This is a genomic window from Ruminiclostridium papyrosolvens DSM 2782 (assembly GCF_029318685.1).
In the GTDB taxonomy this organism is placed as follows: Bacteria; Bacillota; Clostridia; order Acetivibrionales; family DSM-1351; genus Ruminiclostridium; species Ruminiclostridium papyrosolvens.
Window position 1 is genome coordinate 2,562,285 of sequence record NZ_CP119677.1, and the last position, 20,911, is coordinate 2,583,195.

Sequence of the window (20,911 nt, forward strand, 5' to 3'; positions counted from 1 at the left end):
CCCTACCCCCCTATGTCCATAATTGAATTTTTAAACTGATCTTCTGATATATCGCCTCTTAATATTTTTTGAATAATATCTTCGTAATCTTTATTAATTTCAGACATTTCACTATATATCGCAGAATCATTGTGATCAAAAGCAAAATTAATATTATGATCAAAGGCATACTTGGGTAATTTTATCAAAGGGATTTCGGAATTATGGTTCAATTGCTTAAAATCTACTTCCAACCCCTTCACCCAATATTGGGCAACTTTCCTTAAATTTTTCTTTTCCAAGGCTTGCTGGATCATTGTTGAGTCTAAACAACTAGTATCAGATGAAATATCTATCGAGGTATAAATCCCTGGATCTGTCAATCCCTGACCGGTTTGGAGAAAATTTAATTTTTCTAAAAGCTCGGTGATAGACGATACTACAATCGCAACTCTATGCTCCAGATTATGGTTGGTTATGTGCAATGACCGTTCAATATCTTCAATTTCCAGATGCAGATTCTTTGCTAAGAAAACCTGCATTTCTTCAAGATACTTCATCAGACTCCATTCTGTCCTGGCAGTAAAAATAATAAGGTATTCCTGCCGAGATGATATGCCTGGAACTTGAACAGAAGCTTCTTTTATAAATTCTTCTACAATCAAGTTGGTATAAGCCCCTCCAGCGCCAAAAGAGTTAATCATACTTCTTCGTGGCAGGCTCTCTCCTGTTTTGAAATCCTTTAACTGGTTCCATGGCTCTATTGTTTCTTGAAGATAAAATGGGGTGTTTTCCAGCTTGATATTTGGGTTTCTGGGATTTGCGTTTATCGACGGCACAAGGGTTTTATGTTTCAGCTGCAGGAGTACTTTACTGAGCTGAGATATACCGGAGGCAGCTTCCAAATGACCAAGGTTGGATTTTACAGAGCCTATTGCACAGTATTGTTTTTTACTGGTATGCTGGCTAAACGCATTGGCAAGAGCTATCAACTCAATGGGATCTCCCAGTTCCGAACCATTGGCTGCCGACTCAACATAACTGATAGTCAAGGGATCTATTCCAGCACGCTGGATAGAATTCAATATTAATTGCGCCTGCTGCTTCGGGTCAGGAGCAGTATAGACCTGTCGTCCCCCACTATGGTTGATAAAACTGCTTTTAATCACTGCATCAATACGATCATGATCTTGAATTGCCAGAGAGAGAGGTTTTAGCAGTACAGCCCCTACACCTTCTCCTGGAATATATCCATCACCAGTTCCAAAGCTTTTACTTTGGTTGCTACTTCCTAGAAATCTCGTCCGTTGTAATGAATCATACTTGGAAGGATCCATGGTTAAATTAACCCCACCGGCGATCGCCATAGAGCATGTATTCTGTTTAAGACTCTCACAAGCGAGATGAATCGCAGTTAACGAACTGGAACAAGCAGAATTGATTGAAATACTCGGTCCAGTGAGATTAAAGAAATGAGAGGTCCGATTAGCAATTTGCCAGTCAGTTCCATTTGAGTTTAGCAATGCAAGCTCTAGTGAGGGGATGCTCCATGGATACTGACTGTACATGGTGCCGACAAATACCCCAACCCCTTTTTGATATCTGGCTTGCAGTTCTTGTACTGCAAGTTTGGTATAGCCCGCATCCTCGAATGTTTCCCAGACAATCTCTAAAAACAATCTGATTTCCGGTGACAATTCCATGACTTGATTCTGGGCAATTTCAAACAAATGATGATCAAATCGATTAATATTATCCAAAAAACCGCCATAATACTTCTTGTCCTGGTGGCGTAATTGCTCTCCCGACAACACTTGGGCTAACGAAGTGCTCCACCTTTTGTCAGGGGCTTCTGTAATACAATTGCGTCCTGCTTTTAAATGCTCCCATAGCTCTTCTAAAGTATTGGACAGGGGATAACGGCCACTAATGCCAATAATGGCAATGTCGTTCCCCAACTCTTCTTTTTGTAATATGTGATCTGTTACCTGTAACTTAACAAAACGGGACTGTTTGTTAATATGTGGAAGCACAGTCACATTTGTATCAATAAAAATATTTTGTTTTTCTTGCGATATTGGGCTAAATAATTTCTCCGAATGATTCTCAACAAGATAATCAACCAATTCCAGGGTATTACTATATTCAAACAACAGGGTTTTTGAAAGCTCTCCAGTTACCTTTTCCAGCTCACGGATTATATTCATTTGCATAATAGAGTCAATTCCATACTTTTCAAACTGTGTTTCCAGGTTAATCCTTTCCTGAGTCAGACCAACTGCCTTAGCCACTATCTTTTTAACAAGATTTAAGGCCTCCTCTCTTATAGAATCCTCAGATACACTGACTTTTTCTTTGGGTTTCGTAATCTCGCAGGGAATTGAATCCACTTCTAGTGTTCCAAGGGTTGGCGAAGATTCTGTTGATCCGGATTCCCCATCCGGCACCCTGGCCGTGAATCCCTTCATACGCACACAAACCTTGCCATCCTCGTCGCAGAGGTCTATATCCAGCTTCTGCAGCCTGTCCCCTGCCTGACTGCCCTCATTGCGGCGGACCAGAGCCCACATGGCAAAGAGGCAGCTTCCAAAGACTTCAAGCTCCTCCAGGGCAAATGGCAGAGCGGGCTTTCTGGGGGTATCGCTGTTGTATGGCATTATTTCGCCATCATTCATCATCAAGCACATTGAGGCCTGCTGAGCGGAATCCACCAAGCTGGGATGCAGTACAAACTGGTCTTTGGTGGCAACGACTGACGGTGGCAGTATGAGTTTAGCCAATACCTGGTTCTGCCCCAAATAGACCTGCTCAAGTCCCTGATGGGCAGGTCCGTAGTCAAACCCCATCGCCTTGAAGGCTTCGTAATATTGGAGAGAGGAAAGGGAGCTTGGGTTGCACTGTGCCTGCAAGGCAGATAAATTCAAGCCGGGAGTTTCCGGGGCAGTAGCCAGCACCGCCACTCCTTGGCTGTGCACTATCCGCTCCTCGCTCGCTTCCTTCGGCTCACTGTATATCTCGTAGGCAATCCGTCCTGTTTCCTCAGGGTACAGTCCGATATGTACCCTGACTGGCTGTTTCCCTACTTCGACGGGCCGCACCCAAGTAATGTTCTTCAAGCATATCCACGCCTTTTCCTCTTTCAGGGCTCCGGCTGCCTGCTCGACGGCCGCTCGGGCCATCTCCAGAGAGGCTGCTCCGGGCAGGAGACGCCGGCCTTGTACTATATGATCTGCCAGAAAGAACTCCCAGCCGGTAAATGTTGAAGTAAACCTTTGTTCGCAAAGGTCGGAGGTGTTTTGATGCAGCAGCGGATGTATGAAGGCTGCTGCAGGTAATGCAGTTGTTGGGCTGCCCACAATCCCGGACACCCAGTAACGCTCCCTGGCGAAGGGATAGGTCGGCAGACTGATACGGCATGGTTTGTTTTTGCCATAGAGTTTGTTCCAGTCAAAGCCCAGACCCTTAACCCAGAGATTCACAAGCTTTGCAAGCTTTCCTTTTTCCACCCAGACATCAGTAGCTTTTTGCATATCCTCATCCGTTGTAAAAGCAGTAAGGGTCTCCTTGTTGCGACTGACCTGCCCGCGATACAAATCAGGAATGTCATCCCGACCTTCCAGACAGCCTTGCAGCTTCTCCTCAAGTTCTTTGATACTGCCCGCAATCACAGCAAGGCGCTCTTCCATGGCTTCTCGTCCTACCTGCAGCGTATAGGCAATGTCAGCCAGGTCGGTGTCGGAGAACCGCTGTGTCTGAATGGCGCTTAGCAATTGCTCCACCTGTTCGTGTAAACGGTCTGCATTCCTGGCGGAAAGCACGATAACAGCCGAGTTCCCATTGGTGACCTGGAATTGAGGTCTTTTTTGTTTTGGAACATATTCCTCAATCACTACGTGGGCGTTTGATCCTCCAAATCCAAAGGAGCTCACACCGGCTCGCCGGGGAAGGTTTTGCCCCTTGGTATCTTGCAGAAATTTCCATTCCTTAGTTTCTTTAACTATGTAAAATGGGCTGTCCTGGAGTTGTATATATGGGTTAACTGTATCGCAATGAAGACTTTTAACCAGCGTTTTATGTTTCATTTGCAATAGTACTTTGATTACACCTGCAATTCCGGCGGCAAGCTCCAGATGACCGATATTGCTCTTTACTGAACCCAACCCACAGTGAGTACTGATAACGTTGGAGTCTCCTGTGGTTTGATATAGTTCTTTGAAAGCTGCCTTCAATCCATTGATTTCAATCGGGTCACCAAGCTCCGTTCCTGTTCCATGCGCCTCTATGTAAGTAACCGTTCTGGGATCTATTCCAGCCTTGGTGTACGCTGCGATCAATAATTCCGCCTGGGCCTTGGGATTGGGAGCGGTCAAGGAAGTAGCCCTACCTCCGTGGTTCTCAGCGGTGCCTTTAATTATTCCGTAAATATTATCCCCAGCTTCTTCCGCATCCTTCAGCTTTTTAAGGAAAAGCATCCCCACCCCTTCTCCTCGCACATAGCCATTGGCTTTATTCGAAAAGGTTTTGCACCGCCCATCCTCACAGAGCATTCCAGCCTTATTAAAACTGATATAATTCTCTGGTGTCACTATCGTATTGACGCCTCCAGCTATAGCCATATCGCAGTCCCCATTCTGTATGGCAACTACTGCCCGGTGGATTGCCACTAGCGAACTGGAACAGGCAGTTTCAATTGGTTCGCTTGGGCCATGAATATTGAGAAAATAGCTCATTCGGTTGGGTCCCACCGAAGGTACAATACCGGTGGAAGAATAGCCTTCAATTGGCACATTTGCTTGAGAAATCAATGCATTATAACCAGTGCCCGTTGTTGCCGCAAATATCGCTGTTTGGCTTCCCGAGAGGCTCTCTGCGGCATAACCGGCATCTTCAATAGCCTTCCAGACATAAGTCATCAATAAACGCTGCTGCGGATCCATAAGCTCGGCTTCTCTGGGAGAAATTCCGAAAAATAGGGGATCAAACTCAGCTACTCCGTCAATAAATCCGCCCCATTTGATGTTTGTTTTATTTATTTCTGTTAGGGGATCACCGTAATATTCTTGCCAGTTCCAACGGTCATTTGGGATTTCCATGATGCAATCCTGGCCTTCTATAAGGTTTCTCCAAAATTCATGTACATCCCGGCTCTTAGGGAATACGCCGCTCATTCCCACAACCGCGATAGGTTCGGAGGCAGTCGGACCTGGCATTGAAACTGTTTCAACCGCTGCCTCCGCAAACCGTGCACGCCTTTTTTTTAGTATCGGGACCTCTTCCACTTCGTCTTCCGTGGCATATATATGGGTCACACTCTTGGCCTGTGCTGCAAATACACCTTTGTGTTCTTGTATCAGGTATTCTGCAAAACTATGGATGGTCGGGTACTCAAAAAAGATGGTGGGGGTAAGCTTGAACCCATATTCCTGGTTGAGCTTGTTGGTAAACTGAGTAAATGTAAGCGAATCAAACCCGTACTCGCTCAGCTCGGTATCCGCATCGATATCCTGGACTTTGGCCTTCAGCAATTTGGATACGGTCAGTTCAAGGGCAGACTGCAGCTTAATGAGCAAGCTGCCCTTGTCGATTCCTGTTGTAGTTTCAGATGCAGCAGGAGTTTTTTTAGGCTGTGGTTGAGCAGGTGCCACCAGCAGCAGCTTCTGCTTCATTTGTGCTGCATTGCCTTCCATCACCGCCATCTGAACCTGGCTGGAACCCAGACCCCGGTACAGAGCGCGGATGCCGCTCCCTGTCTCCATGGCGACCATGCCCGTGCTTTGCCTCATTATCCTCTCGATCTCTGCATCGACACGCATCCCGCCCTCTTTCCATAACGGCCAGTTCAGTGACAACGTCCGACCGCAGCGTTGCTGCGAGCCCGCCAGTTCATTCCGGTAACCGGCATACGCATCCATGAAGGCATTGGCTGCCGCGTAGTCGGCCTGACCAGCGTTGCCCATGACTCCGGCTAACGAAGAAAAGAGGATGAAGAAGTCGAGGCTCTGGTCTTTGCTTGCCTCATCCAGGTTCACCGCTCCCAAAACCTTGGGGGCCAGAACCGACATGAACTCCTCTTTGGTTTTCTTTATGATGAAATTGTCCTTGATCACTCCGGCGGCATGAATGATGCCGTTGAGGCTGCCGAATTCATTTCTGATGCTTTGGATCAGGTCGGTAACAGCCTGTCTGTCGCTCACATCGACTTGCTTGTATGCGATGCGGGCACCCAGAGCCTCCAGTTCTTCAAGCCTGGCCTGCCTGTCTTCTCCCAGCGGAGTGCGACCGGCAAGGATTAGAGCAACACCCTTGGCTTTCTTGGCAATCTCTTTAGCAAATATGAGTCCCAGTCCACCGGCTCCTCCCGTAATCAAATAGACTCCCCCGGCTTTCCATGGAACGGTCTCTTCTTCCTCTGAAGCTTCAACTTCATTCCACCCGGCAACCAGACGTTTACCGGACTGATACCGGATTTGGCTGTCAAGGGGACATTGGCTGTTCTCCTGCAGCTTCTTTACAATCCTTCCGGAGTCTTCCCCAGGCTCCACTTCAATCATCTGTCCTGTCAGCTTCGGATTCTCCAGTTGAGCGGTTTTCAGCAAGCCGGAGAGTGCAAAGAAGAGCTGCTGTTCCTTCTGGGTGGAAATTACTATCTGAACCAGTATTTTGTCCTTGGACTTGTCCCTGAGGATATTTTTTATCTCCTCAAAGACTTGTGCAGTATATGTTTGAAACCGCTCACCGATCCCCTGCTGCGGGGATTGCAGGGCGAGGCAGTATATCTTGTCCATCCTGTCTGTAATGCTTTGAGGAGTAATTTCAGTCTGTTCGCAAAGAATCACCAGGTGCCGCCCATATTCATGGGACTGGACTTTCCCAGCCACGGCTTGTTCCCTCCAGCGGGGTTTGAGCATCAGTGTTCCATGAATTGCCGAAGATTCTGTTAATCCCGGTTCCCCATCTGTTACCCTGGCCGTGAATCCCTTCATCCGCACACACACCTTGCCTTCATCATCGCAGAGGTCGATATCCAGCTTCTGCAGTCTGTCCCCTGCCTGGCTGCCCTCACTGCGGCGAACCAAGACCCACATGGTGGGGAGGCAGCTTTCAAAGACTTCAAGCTCCTCCAGGGCAAAGGGCAGGGCGGGCCTTCCGGGGGTGTTGCTATTGTATGGCATTATTTCGCCATCATCCATCATCAAGCACATTGAGGCCTGCAGGGCGGAATCCATCAGGCTGGGATGCAGTACGAACTGGTCTTTGGTGGCAGCCACTGACGGCGGCAGCATAAGCCTGGCCAATACCTGGTTCTGCCCTACATAGGCCTGCTCAAACCCGCGATGGGCAGGGCCGTAGTCAAACCCCATCGCCTTGAAGGCCTCGTAATATTGGTGAGAGGAAAGGGAGCTTTGGCTGCACTGTGCCTGTAAGGCAGATATGTTCAAGACAGGAGCCTTCCGGTCAGTGTCCAGCACAGCTACACCCTGACTGTGCACTATCGGTTCCGTGTCCGCTTCATCCGGCTCGCTGTAAATCTCGTAGGCAATCCAGCCCGTTTCCTCAGGGTATAGTCCGATATGTAACCTGACTGGCTGTTTCCCTACCTCAACAGGCCGCACCCAGGCAATGTTCTTCAGGCTTATCCGCGTCTTCTCCTCTTTCAGGGCTCCGGCTGCCTGCTCGACTGCCGCCCGTGCCATCTCCAGACAGGCTACTCCAGGCAGGAGACGCCTGCCCTGCACTACATGATCCGCCAGAAAGAACTCCCGTCCGGTAAATGTTGAAGTAAACCTCTGTTCGCAAAGGTCTGAGGTGTTTTGATGCAGCAACGGATGTATGAAGGCTGCTGCAGGTGCTGCCGTAGTTGGGCTGCTCTCAATCTCCGGCACCCAGTAACGCTCCCTGGCGAAGGGATATGTCGGCAGGCTGATACGGCAGGGCTTGGTATCGCCGTAGAGTTTACTCCAATCAAAGCTCAAACCCTTGACCCAGAGATTCACAAGCTTTGCATGCTTTCCTTTTTTCACCCAGACATCAATAGCTTTTTTCATGTCCTCATCCGTTGTAAAAGCAGTAAGGATCTCCTTGTTAGGCTTGACCTGCCCTCGAAACAAATCGGGGATGTCATCCCGGCCTTCCAGGCAGCCTTGCAGCTTCTCCTCAAGTTCTTTGATACTGCCTGCAATCACAGCAAGGCGCTCTTCCATGGCTTCGCGCCCCACCTGTAATGTATAGGCAATATCGGCCAGATCGATGTCGGAGAACCCTCGTGCCTGAATAGCGCTCAGGAGTCGCTCGACCTGCTCGTGGAGGCGGTCTGCATTCCTGGCGGACAGCACGATAACAGCCGGACTCGCATTGGTGATCTGGAATTGGGGTCTTTTTTGTTTTTGAACATATTCTTCAATCACCGCGTGGGCATTTGATCCTCCGGCACCAAAAGAAGAGATGCCAGCAATTCTGGGATATTCTCTGGTTTCTCCATCAATCTTGAGCAGGGGTCTCTTCCATTCCGAAAGCTCCTGCTGGACAATAAAGGGGGTGCTGGTAAAATCAATATTGGGGTTCAGTACCTCGGAATGCAAGGATGGTACAATTTGACCATGCGAGAGCTGTAATAAAATCTTGGTTACGCCGGCAATACCCGCCGCACTTTCGCAGTGCCCGATGTTGGATTTGGCAGATCCTATAGCGCAGTACTGTTTATCTTTTGAGTATTTCTGAAAGGCTTTTGTCAAGCCTGCAATCTCAATTGGGTCTCCCAGGGAGGTTCCAGTGCCATGAGCCTCAATGTAGCTGATCGTCCTGGGATTAATCCTCGCCTCTTTAAGGGCCTTTTCGATAACGCTGGCCTGCGCGTTGGGGTTTGGGACTGAATACCCATTTGTTTTTCCCCCGTGATTAATAGCGGTTCCCTTGATGATTCCATATATATGATCACCATCGACAATGGCTTTGGACAGTGGTTTGAGCAGCACCGCTCCCACGCCTTCTCCCGGCACGTAACCGTCTCCGCCTTGCCCGAAGCTTTCACAACGGCCTTGGCTGGATACAAACTTGCCTTGGCTGAGCATCAGGTATTTGTTGGGATGGATCGAGATATTGACGCCACCGGCGATTGCTATCTCGCATCCGCCCTGATTCAGGCTCTGGCAAGCCAGATGAATAGCAGTCAAGGATGAGGAGCACATGGTATCTACAACCATGCTGGGGCCGCAGAAATTACAAAAATAGGAAATTCGGTTGGCAATTGACGATGCATTCCCGTGAAGGGCAATCGGTCTGCCATGAATTTGCTCCTGAGCTCCATATAGCTGGTATTCTTCGTACATCACTCCCACGTAGACCCCTACGTTGCCTTCCGTTCCAAATCCGTTGTTCATACCAAGTGTTTCCCGGGTATAACCTGCATCCTCCAAGGTTTCAAAGACACATTGCAAAAACAAACGCTCCTGAGGATCCATTAATTCTGCTTCTCGCGGTGATATATTAAAGAACAGGGGGTCGAATTGATCCACTCCATCCAGGAAGCCGCCCCATTTGCTGTAGGATTTTCCCGGCTTGTTCTTATCCTTGTCAAAGTATAGGTTGTAATCCCAGCGTTCTTTGGGGATCTCAGTGATGCAATCCTTGCCCTCTCGCAGGTTTTTCCACAAATTCTCTATGTTTTCCGCCCTGGGGTAGCGTCCAGAAAGGCCAATGATAGCAATATCCAAGGCCTCTTTTATATTTTCTTTTTTCTCCGCGGATTCTCTGTGCAGGGAGGCAAAACGTGGGCGCCTGCGGCTTTCCATGATCGGCTTTACTGATTCAGTGGCAGCATGAGCTTTTGAATTTTCGATACTGACAACTTTCTCCTCAACTCCCACTAATGCTGTCAACAGGTCACTATAAGAATCAAGAAAGTACCCGGTTAGCTCCTTGATGTTTTGGTACTCGAAGAACAGGGTCTTTGGCAGGGTACCAAAAATCTTTTCCAGTTGATTGGTCAATTGCATGACCATGATTGAATCGATCCCATACCTCTCCATTGGGGCATCCGCTTCGATGTGGTTCTCCGAGAGTTTGATAACTGATGAAATCAGCTTTTTAAAGTAATCTATAGCTTTTTCCTGCAGTAAATTCCGGTCAATGGAAGGAGCTGCTCTATTTACCTCGGCTGAAGAAACCACAGCTTCAGGCGATATTTGTAAAGCTTCTTCCGGAAAATGTTTCGCCAATACATCCATGTATTCTTGAGTCAGGTATTCTGCAAGACTGCTAAGAGTCCGGTGTTCAAAAAGTATAACGGTGGTAAGCTTGAGCCCATATTCCTGGTTAAGCTTGCTGGTAAACTGGGTCAATGTAACCGAATCAAACCCATACTCGCTCAGCTCGGTATCCGCATCGATATCCTGGACCTTGACCTTGAGCAATATGGATACGATCAGTTCAAGCGCAGACTGCAGCTTAATGAGCAAGCTGCCCGTATTGATTCCTGTTGTAGTTTCAGATGCAGCAGGAGTTTTTTGAGGTTGTGCAGCAGCAGGAGCCACCATCAGCAGCTTCTGCTTCATTTGTGCTGCATTGCCTTCCATCACTGCCATCTGAACCTGTCCCGAGCCAATGCCCCGATACAGGGCACGGATGCCGCTCCCTGTCTCCATGGCGACCATGCCCATGCTTTGCCTCATCATCCTCTTTGTCTCTTCATCGACACGCATCCCGCCCTCTTTCCATAACGGCCAGTTTAGCGACAATGTACGACCGCAGCGTTGCTCCGAAACCTTCAATTCATTCCGGTAGCCGGCATACGCATCCATGAAGGCATTGGCTGCCGCGTAGTCGGCCTGACCAGCGTTGCCTATGACTCCGGCTAACGAAGAAAAGAGGATGAAGAAGTCGAGGCTCTGGTCTTTGCTTGCCTCATCCAGGTTCACCGCTCCCAAAACCTTGGGGGCCAGAACCGACATGAGCTCCTCTTTGGTTTTCTTTATGATGAAATTGTCCTTGATCACTCCGGCGGCATGAATAATGCCGTTGAGGCTGCCGAATTCATTCCTGATGCTTTGGATCAGGTCGGTAACAGCCTGTCTGTCGCTCACATCGACTTGCCTGTATGCGATGCGGGCACCCAGAGCCTCCAGTTCTTCAAGCCTGGCCTGCCTGTCTTCGCCCAGCGGAGCGCGACCGGCAAGGATTAGAGCAACACCCTTGGCTTTCTTGGCAATCTCTTTAGCAAATATGAGTCCCAGTCCACCGGCTCCTCCCGTAATCAAATAGACTCCCTCGGCTTTCCATGGAACGGTCTCTTCTTCCTCTGAAGCTTCAACTTCATTCCACCCGGCAACCAGACGTTTACCGGACTGATACCGGATTTGGCTGTCAAGGGGACATTGGCTGTTCTCCTGCAGCTTCTTTACAATCCTTCCTGAGTCTTCCCCAGGCTCCACTTCAATCATCTGTCCTGTCAGCTTCGGATTCTCCAGTTGAGCGGTTTTCAGCAAGCCGGAGAGTGCAAAGAAGAGCTGCTGTTCCTTCTGGGTGGAAATTACTATCTGAACCAGTATTTTGTCCTTGGACTTGTCCCTGAGGATATTTTTTATCTCCTCAAAGACTTGTGCAGTATATGTTTGAAACCGCTCACCGATCCCCTGCTGCGGGGATTGCAGGGCGAGGCAGTATATCTTGTCCATCCTGTCTGTAATGCTTTGAGGAGTAATTTCAGTCTGTTCGCAAAGAATCACCAGGTGCCGCCCATATTCATGGGACTGGACTTTCCCAGCCACGGCTTGTTCCCTCCAGCAGGGTTTGAGCATCAGTGTTCCATGAATTGCCGAAGATTCTGTTAATCCCGGTTCCCCATCTGTTACCCTGGCCGTGAATCCCTTCATCCGCACACACACCTTGCCTTCATCATCGCAGAGGTCGATATCCAGCTTCTGCAGTCTGTCCCCTGCCTGGCTGCCCTCACTGCAGCGAACCAAGGCCCACATGGTGGGGAGGCAGCTTTCAAAGACTTCAAGCTCCTCCAGGGCAAAGGGCAGGGCGGGCCTTCCGGGGGTGTTGCTATTGTATGGCATTATTTCGCCATCATTCATCATCAAGCACATTGAGGCCTGCAGGGCGGAATCCATCAGGCTGGGATGCAGTACGAACTGGTCTTTGGTGGCAGCCACAGACGGCGGCAGTATAAGCCTGGCCAATACCTGGTTCTGCCCTACATAGACCTGCTCAAACCCGCGATGGGCAGGGCCGTAGTCAAACCCCATCGCCTTGAAGGCCTCGTAATATTGGTGAGAGGAAAGGGAGCTTTGGCTGCACTGTGCCTGTAAGGCAGATATGTTCAAGACAGGAGCCTTCCGGTCAGTGTCCAGCACAGCTACACCCTGACTGTGCACTATCGGTTCCGTGTCCGCTTCATCCGGCTCGCTGTAAATCTCGTAGGCAATCCAGCCCGTTTCCTCAGGGTATAGTCCGATATGTAACCTGACTGGCTGTTTCCCTACCTCAACAGGCCGTACCCAGGCAATGTTCTTCAGGCTTATCCGCGTCTTCTCCTCTTTCAGGGCTCCGGCTGCCTGCTCGACTGCCGCCCGTGCCATCTCCAGATAGGCTACTCCAGGCAGGAGGTGCTGGCCTTGCACTGCATGATCTGCCAGAAAGAACTCCTGTCCGGTAAATGTTGAAGTAAACCTCTGTTCGGAGAGGTCGGAGGTGTTTTGATGCAGCATCGGATGTATGAAGGCTGCTGCAGGTGCTGCCATAGTTGGACTGCTCTCAATCTCCGGCACCCAGTAGCGTTCTCTGGCGAAGGGATAGGTCGGCAGGCTGATACGGGAATACCTGTCATTTGCAAATAGCTGTTCAAACTCCAAAGCATATCCTTGTGTATACAGATATGCTACCATGGATAAATACTCAAGATAGTTTCCTCCATCATTGACCTCATGGCAGTTCTGTATGCACTGATTCCCATATCGTTTCAAAGATGGCTGTTCACCGTTGCCATTCTCCTGTATTTCTGAAATATGGATTTCCAATAGCTTGCCCTTTGCAAGCCATTTTTTGAAAAGCTTGATCAATTCCTCAAGACTATGAACCACACATGCCAAACGATGGTTAAAATGTTTTCTTCCTAAAAGCAGTGTATAACTCATGTCGCCACAATCTACCTTTGGTTCGCGCTCACAATACTCAACCAATTGGCTGACCTGCTGCCTCAACTGTTCAAAGGTTCGGGCTGATAATACAATCAAATAGCTTGGTTTTTGTGAATGTACCAGGTCTATTTCGGGCGCTTCTTCAATAACTATATGGGCGTTGGTTCCGCTAAACCCAAAAGAGCTGACGGTGGCGCGACGTTTGGAACCTGAATTTACATTCCAATCTTTTAGACTTGTATTTACATAAAACGGACTGTTTTCAAACTGAATATTGGAATTACCTTTCTTAAAATGGAGTGACGGCGGAATTTTTTTATACTTAAGAGATAAAAGAACCTTAATGACACTGGCAATTCCTGCTGCAGTTACTGCATGTCCCAAGTTAGTTTTAATAGATCCGATGGCACAATATCCGATTTTATCAGTATACTGTCTAAATGTCCGAGTCAGCGCCTGATATTCAATAGGGTCACCTAATCTAGTCCCCGTTCCATGCGCTTCTATCATCTGTATCTCTGCGGGTTGAATACCAAAAGTATCATATACATAACGCTCCAAACGTTCCTGAGCTTTTGCACTTGGTGCTGTGATTCCATTGGTTGTACCATCTTGATTAATACCCGACCCCCGGATCACTCCATAAATATGATCACCATCATTAATAGCCTCTTTAAGACGTTTAAGCACAATTACACCAGAACCTTCACCAGGGACAAACCCATCCCCCTCTTCATCAAAGGTATGGCAGTGCCCTGTCAAAGATAGCATAGTAGCCCGATTACAAGCCAAATGAAACTCAGAGGTAGACTGAATGAATATGCCACCCGCTAATGCCATATCTGTTTCCCTGTTCCACAAGCTTTGGCACGCAAGATGAATTGCAACCAATGAACTGGAGCAAGCCGTATCAACAGCCACAGCAGGTCCCTGAAGATCCAGATAATAAGCAATCCTGGCGGGAATCAGAGAGCCGGCATTACCCCAAAAAGATTGCGCGGGAAGATTATCATCAAACAAAAGCTTATAATCTCCGGGAGCACATCCCACAAAAACCCCGCAAGAACGTCCCTGAATTCCTGTTCCTACATATCCGGCATCCTCCAACGCCTTCCATGACTCTTCCAAAAAGAACCTTTGCTGTGGGTCCATGTATGATGCTTCAAGCCCTGAAATATTAAAAAAAACCGGATCAAATTGGTCGATATTAGACAAAAAGCTGCCGTAATTGCAATAGCGTACGCCTTTAGAAAAATGCTTGGAAAGATCCCACCTGCTTATTTCTTCAACTAAATCTGTACCATTTGAAAGGTGATTCCATAATTCATCTACCGAATCAGATTTAGCAAACCGCCCACTCATTCCAATAATCGCAATGGAATCTTCTCTATATCCGGCAGCTTGATCTTGTTCTGTTACATTTACAGAATATTGAGCCGTTTTCGCGTACTGCGCTGCAAGCCGATTTTTTTGCCATACTTGTTTATTGCTATGTATATCGTTTGCTTCTTGAGCAGCAGATATAACCTCTCCCTGATTTCCAATATGGTCTATTTCCAGAACAGAGGTGTTTTCACTTAGTTGAGAAATTAAAGCAGCTCTGAAATCCCTGGCAATAAACTGTACCAATTTTTTGATATTACTAAAATCGAACAAGTCCGTAGCCTGCAATTTGATATTTAACTGTTTATTGATTAAATTGACCAATTTAACCGCTACAATTGAATCAACACCGTATTCTGAAAAGCTGCGTTCATCCTGTATTATTTCTTCTTTCATTTTTAACGAACTAGCAATACTTTCGCGGACAACCGCCCTCGCATGGTCCTTTAGCATTTGATCGCCAGCATCAGCGTCCCGGATTGTTTTAGTTTTCTGCAATTTGGGTGGCTTATCTTGTATTGCAGTAGACTGCAACTTCCGATGGTTTGCCGGGGAACTCTTCCCCATACCGCTCTTAAGTTTAGGTATTTCAGGTTCTTCTACACGTGCGCGTTGTCTTTTTTGCCAAACTACACCATCACTTTCTGCTACGACAATCTGCTGACCCAAATCATGAGCTTCCCGGCTCGGAAAGAATACAGTCCTGAATCCTTCACTTTGCAACACCCTTTGCCAGTTTTCAGGATATAAACCAGGGCCGCCGGGAATGCGCAGCTCGGCATCTTCATACAGCCACCAGCCTTCTAATAGACCAAAGGTAAGATGGGTAAGCAGGGAATTAACGCTTATCTCATTTAACATGATCAAACCGTTCTTCTTCAAGACCGCTTTGGCATTACGTATAGTTTGTCTGATATTTTTTGTTGCATGCAATACATTGGCTGCTATCACGACATCATATCCGCCTGCGGTTATATCTTGTCCCGCAATAGGCTCTTCTACATTGAAAATTTTAAAAGTCAGATAAGAATTCCCAGGAGCATACACTTCTTCAGCATGGATCAGAAATGCTTTTGAGATATCGGAATAGCAATATTCCCGGATATGCTTCTGATATGGATGTATTTTTTGGAAAACCATCGCACTGGTTCCGCCGGTGCCCGCACCAATTTCCAATATTCTAATCTCTGCCGAGGGTTGCTGCTCAATACGTTCTTTGATATAGTCAACTAAAGTATCTGCCAGCACTCCGTTAAAATAGTCAGCAACCGGATTGTTTTTGTAAATCCCTTCAACCAATTGCATTGATGAATTGGGAAACATGATATCGGTAGCAGGTATTTTACCTGTAAGAATCCCGGGTAATGCTCTGAGCATTGCCTCCAGCAAAATCACATAGTCTTTTATATCAGGATTCTTGAGCCATAAACCCTTTTTGAGTTCCCATTCGTTCCATACGGTCTCCATATCCAATTTCGTTCCATCGACTACTGTGTACAACTCCCCATCGTATTGGAGATAGTTATTCCGTACCAAAACTGCTATACTTTCACTAAGCCACTTATCATATAATTTCCACAACCCTGATTTAGTTTTAAAATCAGCAAATACTGAACTTTTTTGGGTAAATAATCCGATTGATTGTAATTGACCCCATAGCAACCTGACAACAATCTCATTCATCTCGCTCATTAGCAAGTCCGCTCCTCTGCTTTCATTATTTCAGTATCTATGCCTTACAGTTCCTTACATTCTTCCATCAAATAGTTTTGGGAGCGGCACGGTTTTGATACGCTCCTGTAAGCTGTATATGTTTGATGGAATATTTTCCGGGTAGGCTGCAATCCATTCTTCGGTATCCACATGCAAATTCAATTCTTCGAAAACCGAATTTTTTGTCGTTTTCAAAAAGACAAGCTGGTCCAGCTGTCCAGCCATTAGTGTTTCGAGAGCCTCCATGGCTTCCTGCGGCTCAATTGAGCCAATGCCTAACTGGACCATTTTGTCTTTATAATGGTCTGATGCTACGATTCCCACATTACCCCAATAGCCCCAGTTCATAACTTTCACAGCACAGTCCCATTCCAGAGAAAGCTGACGGGCAAATGCATCCTTGAAGGTACAACCGGAAACATAATTGCTTTGTCCTGCAGATTTAAGAAATGAGTTGACAGAAGAAAAGAACATCACAAAATCCAATTCTTCTTTTTGGAAAACTTGAGCGATACGCACACTCAAATCAACCTTGGCAGAAAGTGTGGCCTTGAAACGTGCCTCGTCAATATTGGCTAAGCTCCCGTCCAGCAGCACAATGGCGGAATCTATCACCCCATGAATCCTGGGATGCCGCATTTTAATTTCTTTATAAGCTTGCGCCAAAGCTTTCTCATCGGTTGCATCCGCCGATATATAGTAAGGTTTAGGTCCTAATGCTGCAAGCTTGTTTATCTTCATCCTGATGGATTCGTCCTCTTCACGCCGGCCGAGCCAGATAACCTGAGCTTGATAATTCCTAATCATGTATTCGGTCCACACTTCTGCTATGCCGCCGGCGCCCCCAATTACTACATATATTCCATCTTGCCTGTATAATGGCTGGTTCAACTCAGTAACCTGAGCTGAGACTAACTTTTGCCGGTACCACACCTTATCCCGGTATACCAAAAGCTCCCCCTGAGAGTCAGCTGACAGGGTAAATATATCGTTAATCGGCCATTGGCAGTCGTCTTCTACGTCAACAAGGCGGACTTGCCAGTTTGGATATTCCTTAGCCATTGAGCCAACCAGCCCGTGGAGACTCGCATGAGTTGGGTTCACAATATCGTTTTTCCCTATGGACTGGGTTTGTGTGGTGATCACAGTCCAGCCTAAATTTTGCTCGCCATAGCCTAAACGAAGCAATGCTTTAATTATACGGAAAACCGGGATAACACCTTTTTTCTGTTCTTCAACCAATAGATCATCTGCCAATGAATCCAAAGATCTATGGGGAGCAATCCATATAATATGTTCAAAAGAACCATAATCCTTAAACTTCTTGTATATTTCTTCTATTGTGTCATTTGGGTGAATGTCTAAAACTTGTGCCTGGGGATAGTATTGTTGAATAGCACTCTGCTTGTCCTTCGTCCCCTCAATAACCACAACTCTGTCGGTAAAGGATGGAAATGTCTTTCCTCTCTTGATTGGAACTATATCCCACGCAGGGGTCAGCATCATGGTTCCGGGAAAGTGCTTAATAGAGGTTTCGTTGGCTTTTTTAGTTCTGACCTCCCCCTCCAGCACCCTTTCACAAAAACCCTTCATCCTCACAGAAATAAACCCTTTCTCATCGCACAAATCAATATCAAACTTTTGCACCTCATGTTTCGCCCCGCTGCCATCGCTGTATCGAACATATGCCCACATTTTTTGAGCAAGCTTATCAATTATCTCGAGACTTTGCAGGGCAAATGGTAAAAGTGGATTTCGCGGAGATTTGCTATCAAACGACTTCATATCACCGGAGCCCATCATTAAACAAATCTGTACGGCTGAATCCATCAGGCTTGGATGCAGGTCAAACATGTCCTGGGTATCGTATATGGCTTCAGGCAAGGATATTTTAGTCAATAGCTTGTCTTCCCCCACATATACCTTTTCAATACCCTTAAGTCTCATACCATAATCGGCCCCCATAGCCTTGAAAGCATCATAGCATTCACTGGCCGAAAAACTACCCAGGTTGCATTCAGCCTTTAATGCCTCAATGTCCAAAAGCTGAGGTTCCACAGCCTCATTGGGCGCAACAGAGCCCTGGCAGTACTCTATAATCTCGTCACTATCCCCATCATTCCCACTGTAGATTTTATAAGAAATTTCTCCATTTTCCTCGATTAAAAGGCTTATATGTATTAGGACCGGCTTATCCCTTACAACAACAGGCCGAATCCAAACAACATTTTTCAATTGTAATCCGGTCTTATCTTCTTCTGAAGCATCTACTGCCGCCGCTGTTGCTGCCCGGGCCATTTCAAGATAAACCACCCCCGGCAATATCCGCTCACCCTTCACCACATGGTCAGCCAGAAAAAACTCCCTCCCTGTAAAAAATGTGCTGAACCGTTGCTCGGAGAAATTGGAAGTATTCTTGTGCAGAAGTGGGTGGATGGATACTGAATGGTCCTCTTTAATGTAACGATTCCCTGTTTCCGTTATCCAGTAGCTCTCTCCGGCAAATGGATATGCAGGCAGTGCTATACGATGGGTCTTGCAATTTATAAATAAGTCTTCCCAATTCAAATTGCAGCCTTTTATATATAAATTTGACAATACCAATAATTTTTCTTTATATTCATTCCAAGTTAAATTATCTGGCTCCTGTAATTCCTTGATTAATCGTTCACCATACTCTCTTAAGATCGGCTCCAATACTTTCTCCATTTTTAAAGAATCATTCTCTTCATTTTGGAAATACTCCTCAGCAGTTCCTTTTTCATTGATTTCCCTTATTCTTTGTTTTAGCTCACTTAAGTCCTTTGCGATAAAAGCACACCGAACAGGAAAATGGCTTCTCCCAGTTAGTAATGTATAGGTAATATCCTCAATCAAATAATTTTCCGCTTCTTTATCTATCCATTTGGCCATATCAGAAATTTTTCGACTTAAAGCTTTTTTAGTCTTAGCGGATATCAAGAAAAGATAATATGGCCTATTTATACCGTCCTGGCACCTCTTTTGAATAGGTGCTTCCTCAATAATAACATGGCAGTTTGTTCCGCTAAATCCAAATGAGCTAACACCCGCCCTTAGTGGAATGCCGCCTCTATTTTCCCATTCCATAAGTCTTGTATTGACAAAAAACGGGCTTCCGTTTAAATCAATATGTTCATTTATTTGTGTGATGTTAATGGTTGGTGGAATTTTTCTATATTTCATTGCCATTAAGATTTTTAAGACGCCTGCAATGCCAGCCGACATTATCGTGTGCCCGAAATTTGGTTTATGGGAGCCAATGGCACAAAACTTAGTTTTATCGGTAAACATACGAAATGCCTCTGTTAGGGCTTTTATTTCAATCGGATCGCCCAATTTGGTACCCGTACCGTGTGCTTCAATATAACTGACAGTTTCCGGGTGGATAGAAGCATTTTTATATACATTAAATATTAACTCTTTCTGAGAAAGCATACTCGGTGCGGTAATACCTTTTGTCTTTCCATCCTGGTTTACAGCAGTACCTTTAATGACTCCGTAAATATTGTCCCTATCTTCAATTGCCGCTTTCAATGGTTTCAGCACCAATACACCAACACCTTCACCAAGCACTATACCGTTTGCGCTATTATCAAAAGTTTTACATTTACCGTCAGGTGACAGCATATTGGTTTTAGATGTCATAATATAAAACTCAGGAGAACTGATTGCAAATACACCACCCGCTAAAGCAATTTCCGATTCTCCTCTGCGTATGCTGCCACAGGCTGAATGGATCGCTATCAAAGATGATGAACATGCAGTATCCACTGCCATGCTTGGCCCTTTAAGGTTTAAAAAATAGGAGAGCCTTGCAGCCAGAATCGACATATCGTTTCCTAAAAATGTTTGTGCATTTATCTCTTCTTCCATCAATGTTTTTTCTTTATAATCTGAACTCCGGCCACCGACAAATACCCCCACTTTTTTCCCCGATAACTGTTCAGGAGAATATCCCGCATCTTCAATAGATTTATACCCCTCTTCTAAAAACAACCGTTGCTGAGGGTCCATCCTTTCCGCTTCAAGCGGAGAAATATTGAAAAATGAAGCATCAAATGAATCTATATTTTTAAGTAAGCCTCCCCATTTACTGATGGATTTATTCTTCCGGTCAGGATACGGATCATAATAATTCCTTTCATCCCAACCCTTACGGTTAATTTGTTCTATACAGCTATCCCCATGCTCAAGATGATCCCAAAATTCTTCAATTGTTTCTGAACCTGCAAACTTGCCGGAGATACCTATGACTGCTATATTTGAACCCCATTCTCCTGGAAGAGATACATTGCGGTTATTATTTTCAACTTCAACTTTGGCAGATTCTTTGTGATTAAGTAAATCGGGATTGCCTGTTTCCGTGCAGGAAGGACAGGCAGCAGGTTCATTTTGGCAGTGTTTAGACATGTGATCTGCCCCATATCGGTCCAGGATGAATTCCGCCAATTCTTTAATTCCTCTGTAATCAAAAATAACTTCGATCCCTAATTGAATTTCAAATCTTTGTTCTAAGGCTTCTACCAGCTCTACAGACAATATCGAATTTATGCCCAGTTCCAGAAAGCTTTTATCCAAGTCCAGAGCCTCGCTTTTATCATCTAACAAGTCAGCAACTACTTTTTTTACTTCGGTTTCTATACCTTTCGGACATGACTGAAAATCACCGGCCATCTATT

The 20,911-nt window shown here is 46.2% G+C and carries 2 protein-coding genes; both read right to left on the bottom strand.

Annotated features, from left to right (window positions below; translation table 11 throughout):
- Window positions 1-2: 2 nt before the first annotated feature.
- The gene (locus P0092_RS11540) at window positions 3-16,190 is read right to left on the bottom strand and encodes an SDR family NAD(P)-dependent oxidoreductase (RefSeq protein ID WP_276186895.1); all 16,188 of its coding nucleotides are present in this window, start codon (window positions 16,188-16,190) and stop codon (window positions 3-5) included.
- 54 nt (window positions 16,191-16,244) lie between these two features.
- A complete protein-coding gene (locus P0092_RS11545) occupies window positions 16,245-20,906 on the bottom strand; it encodes a type I polyketide synthase (RefSeq protein ID WP_004618173.1) in 4,662 nt (1,553 codons plus the stop codon).
- Window positions 20,907-20,911 lie beyond the last annotated feature (5 nt).

What these genes read in the sequence shown, in the direction of transcription:
- P0092_RS11540 (WP_276186895.1), bottom strand. Translation starts at nt 16,190, where the DNA reads ATGAGCGAGATGAATGAGATTGTTGTCAGGTTGCTATGGGGTCAATTA.
- P0092_RS11545 (WP_004618173.1), bottom strand. Translation starts at nt 20,906, where the DNA reads ATGGCCGGTGATTTTCAGTCATGTCCGAAAGGTATAGAAACCGAAGTA.